A 7,665-nucleotide genomic window follows, 5' to 3' on the forward strand; every position below is an offset into this window, starting at 1 on the left:
TATTAAACGAAATTTTCGACCTCTTCGTGATGCTGGATGCTACGAATGACCAGCTTGATTTTCCCATCATCTATGCGGAAGGCATCAATGGCATTGCGAAGTATGAGCTTGAGGATGACAATGAAGACCTGGTTCCGCTGTTTGAAACCATTATAGAGCGAATTCCGCCGCCCGAGCAAAATGTGGACGCTCCCTTTAAGATGCTGGTCAGCAGTATTGACTGGAATGACTATGTGGGACGTATTGCCATCGGACGGGTGGAACAGGGCACCATCGAGGTGAACCAGCAGATTGCGCTGTTAAATCGCAACGGGGAACTCAAAGAGAAAGCCCGCGCGACAAAACTGTTTACCTTCACGGGACTCAAACGCGAGCCGGTGGAAAAAGCTGTGGCGGGGGATATCTTTGCCCTGGCGGGATATGAAAAAGTGGATATCGGCGATACCCTCACCGATATCTCCGATATGACGTCCATCGACTATTATGATATCGATCAGCCGACGATGGCGATGTTTTTCCGCGTGAATGATTCCCCTTTTGCTGGACTGGAGGGCGAGTATGTAACCTCGAATATGATTAAAGACCGCCTGCTGCGCGAAATTCGTACCAATGTCTCTATACAGGTGGAACAGACCGACGACCCGGACGTATTTAAAGTTTCCGGCCGCGGAGAACTTCAGCTGGCGATACTGACAGAGACCATGCGTCGGGAAGGCTATGAGTTTGCCGTTTCACGTCCCGAAGTGCTGTATAAAGAAGTGGACGGGCAGCGCCACGAACCTTTTGAAGAGGTGGTGGTGGATGTACACCAGGATTACAGCAACCGCGTGATTGATAACCTGCAGCAGCGCAAGGGCATTATGACCTCGATGACCCAGGAGGGCGAAAACAACCGCCTCACATTCAAGGTCCCGTCCCGGGGACTTATTGGGTTCCGCGGCGAAATGCTGACGGAAACCCGGGGCACGGGCATCATGCACCAGCAGTTTGACAGCTACGAGCCTTTTGCGGGCCAAATACCGGGCCGCAACAGCGGAGTGCTTATTGCCCTGGAAAAGGGAGAAGTAACCAGCTATGCCCTGGAAGGACTGCAGGACCGGGGCGTATTTCTGGTGGAGCCGGGCGACTCGGTGTACCAGGGACAGGTGGTCGGTATCAACAACCGGTCGGATGACATGGTGGTGAATGTGGTGAAGAAAAAGAACCTTACCAACCATCGTGCGACCCAAAGTGCGGATGCCGTGAAGATTGCCCCGGCCCGGAAGATGAGCCTGGAGCAGCATATTGAATTTATTGACAACGATGAGCTGCTGGAGGTTACCCCGAAGAGCCTGCGCATCCGCAAAATGTACCTGGATCCCAATGAGCGCAAGCGAGCCGAGAAGCGTAAGGAGTTTGCCTAAGGGTAAGGGAGTTACAGAACCCTTTGCAAAACCGTATTTTTGCTCAATCTCTGCATTTTCGCGCATTTAAAATCCTCACATATTGAATTATATGCTGTGGTTTTAAATACGCTCAGGCTTTGATATGGGCTAAAACTCCTGGTTTTTCAAGGATTCTTATATTGGACTTATAAAATGGCAAAAAAGACAGAACGATCACAATCGCCACATGCTCAGAAACTCGCCGAGTGGCTCGACAGCCGCTTTACGATTCCGGGCACCAACATCCGGTTTGGACTGGACCCGGTTATCAGTCTCATTCCCGGTGCGGGCGACTGGATCGCCGGCATGATATCCACCTACTTTATTGTGATGGGCGTGAATGCCCGCCTGGCGCCCTCGGTACTGCTCCGGATGGGATTTAATATACTGTTGGATGTCGTGATTGGAGCGATCCCACTGTTGGGCGACCTGTTTGATGTGGCTTGGAAGGCCAATATCCGCAATGCCGAACTCCTGGAAGAGTACCGGGAGGATGCCGCGGCCACCGAACGCCACAGCCGCTGGATGCTTTGGGCCGTCGCTATTGGCGTGATAGGGATGATCATCGCTTTGCTGGTATTGATAGGGTGGCTGATTGCCGCTGTCGTCAGAGCTATTTTGTAAACGAAATTTCTCTTGCTTTCCTTTGTTAGGATGACGTATTATGTACATAAAACAATACGTCTAACAGATATGAAAAGTAAATTAACGCTCCGGTTAGACGACTCGCTGATTAAAAGAGCAAAACAACATGCCAAGCAAAAAGGTACGTCGCCCACTTCTCACCCCATCCCGTAAAACCGGCTCCTCTCTTTATAGTAGGGCACAAATACCTTTTTGAGCTCCCGGTGGTTCGACTGCGTTAAACCAGGGTCCTCACTCATCACCTTCCAGGCAGCCGATTTGGCCTGCTCCAGGATCCATTGATCTTCGATTATGTCAGCCACTTTAAACTCCGGCAGTCCGCTCTGTTTGGTCCCCAGAAAATCCCCCGGACCGCGTAGCTTCAGATCCGCCTCCGCAATTTCAAAACCGTCGTTGGTCTGGATCATTTTTTTAAGGCGATACCATCCCTCTTTGCTGACCTTTTGTCCGTGTACCAGGATGCAATAGCTCTGTCTCTCGCCACGGCCAATACGTCCCCGCAGCTGGTGCAGCTGGGAGAGTCCGAACCGTTCCGCGTGCTCCACCACCATGATGCTGGCGTTGGGGACATCCACCCCCACCTCGATGACCGTCGTAGAGACCAGCACCTGTATTTTACGGGCAACAAATTGCTGCATCACCGCATCCTTTTCTTCCGATTTCATCTGACCGTGTATCAATCCCACATTAAAATCGGCAAAATGTTTTTTGAGCTTTTCATACCCGGCCGTGGCGTCCTTGAGATCCATCTTTTCCGATTCCTCCACCAGCGGGTAGACCACATACGCCTGTCCGCCCTCTGCCAGCTCCCGCTCCATAAAATCGTAGATAGCCGGGTGCTTCTTTTGGGGACGAACGGCCGTCCTCACCGGTTTGCGTCCCCCGGGCAATCCCCTGATAACAGAGATATCCAGGTCGCTGTACAGCGTCATCGCCAGTGAGCGCGGAATAGGGGTCGCCGACATCACAAGCACGTGGGGATGAGAGCCTTTTGTCAGGATTTCCGCCCGCTGCCTTACCCCGAACCGGTGCTGCTCGTCAATAACCGCCAGTCCCAGCCGGTGAAAGCTGACCTCCTGCTGTATGACGGCGTGGGTCCCCACGACCACATTACAGGCGCCCCCCTCAATATCGGTCAGTATATCGGTCCGCAGGCTGTTCTTTTGGTTGCCCACCAGCAGGCGGATAGTTATATCCAGCGGGTCCAGAAACTCCGAAAGCGTGCGAAAATGTTGCTCCGCCAGGATTTCGGTGGGGGCCATGAATGCCGCCTGAAAGCCGTTGTCGAGGGCCATCAGAATAGCACCAATCGCCACGACCGTTTTCCCGGAGCCCACGTCGCCCTGGATCAGCCGGTTCATCTGTTTGCCCGACCGCACATCTCGCTTGATATCCGAAAGCGCTGAAGTTTGTCCCTCTGTCAGTTCAAAAGGTAGTTCCTCGTTAAAAAAACGACGGGTATAATTGCCGAGATCCCCGAACAGATGTCCCCTGTTCTTTTCGATAACCTCATGTTTCGTTTTGGCAACGCTCAGCTCAAACAGGAACAGTTCTTCAAACTTGAACCGCTTGAAGGCTTTTTTGTAGTCCGACTCGGATGCGGGCAGATGAATCATCCGGTAGGCTTTATGCCGCACGGGAAGCTGGTGTTCTTTAAGGATATCATCCGGCAGGAACTCCGGCGGATGTTCATGCTTGAGGATAACCTTCTGCCAGCGGTGGATCAGCTTACTGTTAATATAGGTCTTTGAGAAGGATTTATTACCCGGATAGATCGGCACAATTTGCTGAAGATCCTCTACTTCCGATTCATCGCCAAGGGTATCCACCTCAGGGTGGGCCATGGAGAGATAGCGCCCATATTTTTTTGCCTTTCCGAAAAACGCCACCAGTTGTCCCTCTGAGAACTGTTTCTTTATATAATGGCCGCCCTTGAACCAGACGCCTTTCAGTGCGGCCGTATCGTCCTGGATGATCACCTCCAGCCGTTTTTTGCGACCGTAGCCTTTGTGCTGAATTCCTTTGATTTTTCCCACTACCGTGGTCTCTTCCCCGGAACCGCTGAGCGCACGGATGGGAGAGACGGTCGTACGGTCGATATACCTGCGGGGCAAAAAATTTAACAGGTCGAGAATACTGTAGATCCCGCTCTCAGCGAGCGCCTTTATCCGTTTTGTATTTAAGCCGGGCAGATCAAGTAATTTCAAAATAGATATACTGATATATATTAATATACTACTAAATTATTGGTTTTTAAGCAGGTTTGACACGCCTATCTAAAGAAATGAATCCCTGGCGGGAAAAAGAAAAGAAAAAGGCAGTTTTTTCTTGCAATATTACCCCATAATTCCTTATCATTGGCAACTCTTGTTCGACCGAAAAATCAATTAAGCGTTTAAATCGTGCCTACAATACAACAACTTATTCGTAAAGGTAGAAAAAGCAAGCAGAGTAAAACCACGTCTCCTGCTTTGGAAAACTGTCCGCAAAAACGCGGGGTTTGTGTACGAGTTTACACTACTACGCCTAAAAAGCCAAACTCGGCTTTGCGTAAGGTGGCTCGTGTGCGGTTAACAAATGGTTATGAGGTAACGGCCTATATCCCGGGAGAGGGACATAATTTGCAGGAGCACAGCATTGTGCTTGTTCGCGGAGGCCGGGTAAAGGATTTGCCTGGTGTGCGGTATCATATTGTGCGCGGTACCCTCGATACGGCCGGCGTAGAAGATCGCAAGCAGGGCCGGAGTCTATACGGTACCAAAAAACCGAATTAAGTCATTGTTGAGTGGGAATTAAACCGATAAGAATATGAGAAGAAAGACAGCAGATAAGCGTGACGTTCAGCCGGATCCGGTGTTTGGTGACAAGCTGGTCACGCGGTTTGTAAATAACCTGATGAGAGACGGCAAGAAAAATGTAGCCCGAAAAATTCTCTACCAGGCTTTTGAAATTATTGAAGAACAGACCGGTGAAGAGGGGATGGAAGTATTTAAAAATGCCCTTAGCAATGTATCGCCGGTTGTGGAGGTTCGGTCTCGGCGTGTGGGCGGTTCCACCTACCAGGTGCCGGTTGAAGTGCGGCCCGATCGCGGCACGGCCCTGGGCATGCGATGGATTATCAGTGCATCCTCGGGTCGCAACGACAAGTCAATGGCCCGACGTTTGTCACGGGAGCTGTTGGATGCTGCCAATAACGAAGGCGGCGCGGTGCGAAAGAAAGATGAGGTGCACCGCATGGCAGAAGCGAACAAGGCATTTGCCCATTTTAGATTCTAAACGATTTACAGAGATTAATTTATAGTAATGGCTGAAACGAAGACGAAAACAGATCCAGAAATTGTAGACCGGATAAAGCGGACGCGTAATATCGGTATTGCTGCGCACGTAGATGCCGGTAAGACAACGATTACCGAGCGTATCCTTTATTACACGGGTATTACGCACCGCATAGGTGAAACGCACGACGGCGCCTCTCAGATGGATTGGATGGAGCAGGAGAAAGAACGGGGCATTACCATTACTTCTGCAGCCACCCACTGTATCTGGAAGAATCACCGCATTAATATCATTGATACCCCCGGCCACGTTGACTTTACGGTTGAGGTCGAGCGATCCCTGCGTGTACTTGACGGCGTAATCGGCGTTTTTGATTCTGTCGGTGCGGTGCAGCCCCAGTCGGAGACGGTTTGGCGGCAGGCCAACAAGTATAACGTTCCCCGTATGGCGTTTGTCAATAAGATGGATCGTACGGGAGCCGACTTTTTTAATGTTGTAGAAGAAATGCGGGAGAAGCTAAAAGCGAATCCTATTCCTATTCAGATTCCCATTGGGGTGGAAGAAACGTTCCGCGGTGTTGTTGATCTTATACAGATGCGCGGTATTATTTGGGACGAAGAGTCGCTTGGGATGGAGTATGAGGAGATTGACATCCCTGACGACTTGAAGGAAAAGGCGGAAGAGTATCGCAAGATTATGCTCGAAGCTGTTGCCGACCATAATGATGCTTTGATGGAAAAGTATCTGATGGATGAAGAAATTAGTGAAGAAGAAGTTGAAGAGGCCATTCGGGAAGCCACCCTGAACCGCGATATTACGGCGGTCATGTGCGGGTCGGCACTCAAGAACAAGGGCGTGCAAACCCTGCTGGACAAGATCATAAAGTATATGCCGAGTCCTTACGATATCCCTCCTATCGTAGGTAAAAACCCTGAAAATCATGAAGAAAAGCTGGAGCGCAAGCCCAGCGTGCAAGAGCCGTTTTCGGCGCTCGCATTTAAGATTATGTCGGATCCCTATGTAGGGAAGCTGACGTTCTTCAGGGTCTATTCCGGAACGCTTGAAAAAGGGTCGTATATCTATAACGCTACGACCGGCAATAAAGAGCGTATTGGACGCATCCTTGAGATGCACGCCAATGACAAAAAGGATCTCGACATTGTTCGCGCCGGGGATATCGCGGCCGCGGTTGGCGTGAAGGAGGTCCGCACCGGAGATTCGTTCTGCGATATTGACGAGCCTATTCTCCTGGAAGAGATTACCTTCCCCGAGCCGGTCATAAAACTGGCGGTCGAGCCCAAGTCGAAGGCTGACGCCGAAAAACTGACTACGGGGCTTATTAAGCTTGCGGAGGAAGACCCGACCTTTGAAGTAAAGACGGATGAAGAGACCGGTCAGACGACCATTGCCGGTATGGGAGAGCTTCACCTCGAAATTATTGTAGACCGGCTTAAGCGCGAATTTAAGGTAGAAGCCAATGTGGGAGCACCGCAGGTGTCGTACCGCGAGACGATTACCTCCAGTATAGAGCACCGCGAGATTTACAAGAAGCAGTCCGGTGGACGCGGTAAATTTGCGGATATGGAGTTTGAAATTGGTCCCCTCGATCATTTCAAAGAGTATGATGAGGAAGACAACAATGTTTCCGTAAGTGAAGGCTTTAAGTTTATTGATGAAATCGTCGGCGGTAATATTCCCCGCGAATTCATCCCTTCCGTGGAAAAAGGCTTCAAGCAAGCCTTGAGCGGTGGAATCCAGGCGGATTATCCCGTTCAAAATGTTGGAGTGCGTCTGTACGACGGCTCTTATCACGATGTCGATTCGGATGCATTCAGCTTTGAGCTATGTGCTAAGCTGGCATTCCGAAATTCAGCGCGAAAAGCCAAGCCGGCTATTCTGGAGCCCATTATGGATGTAGAAGTGATCACTCCCGAAGAGTATATGGGAGACGTGATTGGTGACCTGAATGGACGGCGTGGAATCATCGGTAAGATGGATAACAACAGAGAGGGCTCGGTGGTCAGGGCTAAAGTACCCTTGTCCGAAATGTTCGGTTACACGACCGATCTTCGGTCCATGACTCAGGGCCGTGCTACTTCTTCAATGGAGTTTGCTGAATACAAGGCAGTACCCGAAAATCTCGAAAAAGAAATTATAGAATCCAGAGCATAAACATCATTAACAAAAAGTATTATGGCAAAAGAGACATTTCAACGCAATAAGCCGCATGTAAACATAGGAACGATAGGTCACGTGGACCACGGGAAGACGACGCTGACGGCCGCGATCACGACGGTGATGGCCAAGCATTACGGGGGAG

The 7,665-nt window shown here is 50.5% G+C and carries 8 protein-coding genes; 7 read left to right on the forward strand and 1 reads right to left on the reverse strand.

Annotated elements, in window-relative coordinates:
• From ACESLU_RS08910 to ACESLU_RS08920, 3 genes are all read left to right on the forward strand, one after another.
• The coding region (locus tag ACESLU_RS08910; protein WP_372638103.1) for an EF-Tu/IF-2/RF-3 family GTPase at positions 1 to 1,403 on the forward strand (1,403 nt) is incomplete at its 5' end.
• 174 nt (positions 1,404 to 1,577) lie between these two features.
• Positions 1,578 to 2,048, forward strand: a complete 471-nt coding sequence (locus tag ACESLU_RS08915) for a DUF4112 domain-containing protein (protein ID WP_372638107.1) — start codon at positions 1,578 to 1,580, stop codon at positions 2,046 to 2,048.
• Positions 2,049 to 2,117: 69 nt separating this feature from the next.
• On the forward strand, positions 2,118 to 2,222 hold the full coding sequence (locus ACESLU_RS08920; protein WP_372638109.1) for a DUF6364 family protein: 105 nt from the start codon (positions 2,118 to 2,120) through the stop codon (positions 2,220 to 2,222).
• Here the strand turns inward: ACESLU_RS08920 and recG are convergent.
• Complete coding sequence (gene recG / locus ACESLU_RS08925; protein ID WP_372638111.1) at positions 2,207 to 4,276, reverse strand: ATP-dependent DNA helicase RecG; 2,070 nt, start codon at positions 4,274 to 4,276, stop codon at positions 2,207 to 2,209. The genes ACESLU_RS08920 and recG overlap by 16 nt on opposite strands.
• Before the next feature lie 195 nt (positions 4,277 to 4,471).
• Here recG and rpsL point away from each other — a divergent pair, with 195 nt between their 5' ends.
• From rpsL to ACESLU_RS08945, 4 genes are all read left to right on the forward strand, one after another.
• A complete protein-coding gene (rpsL, locus tag ACESLU_RS08930; RefSeq protein WP_142715967.1) occupies positions 4,472 to 4,843 on the forward strand; it encodes a 30S ribosomal protein S12 in 372 nt (123 codons plus the stop codon).
• Between the two features lie 34 nt (positions 4,844 to 4,877).
• Positions 4,878 to 5,345, forward strand: a complete 468-nt coding sequence (gene rpsG, locus ACESLU_RS08935; protein ID WP_372638113.1) for a 30S ribosomal protein S7 — start codon at positions 4,878 to 4,880, stop codon at positions 5,343 to 5,345.
• A gap of 27 nt (positions 5,346 to 5,372) precedes the next feature.
• Positions 5,373 to 7,517: an elongation factor G gene (gene fusA / locus ACESLU_RS08940; protein ID WP_372638115.1), complete on the forward strand. Its 2,145-nt coding sequence runs from the start codon at positions 5,373 to 5,375 to the stop codon at positions 7,515 to 7,517.
• Between the two features lie 21 nt (positions 7,518 to 7,538).
• A partial coding sequence (locus ACESLU_RS08945; RefSeq protein ID WP_372636169.1) for a GTP-binding protein occupies positions 7,539 to 7,665 on the forward strand: 127 nt, incomplete at its 3' end.

The organism is Fodinibius sp. (assembly GCF_041642155.1).
Classification (GTDB): Bacteria; Bacteroidota; Rhodothermia; order Balneolales; family Balneolaceae; genus Fodinibius.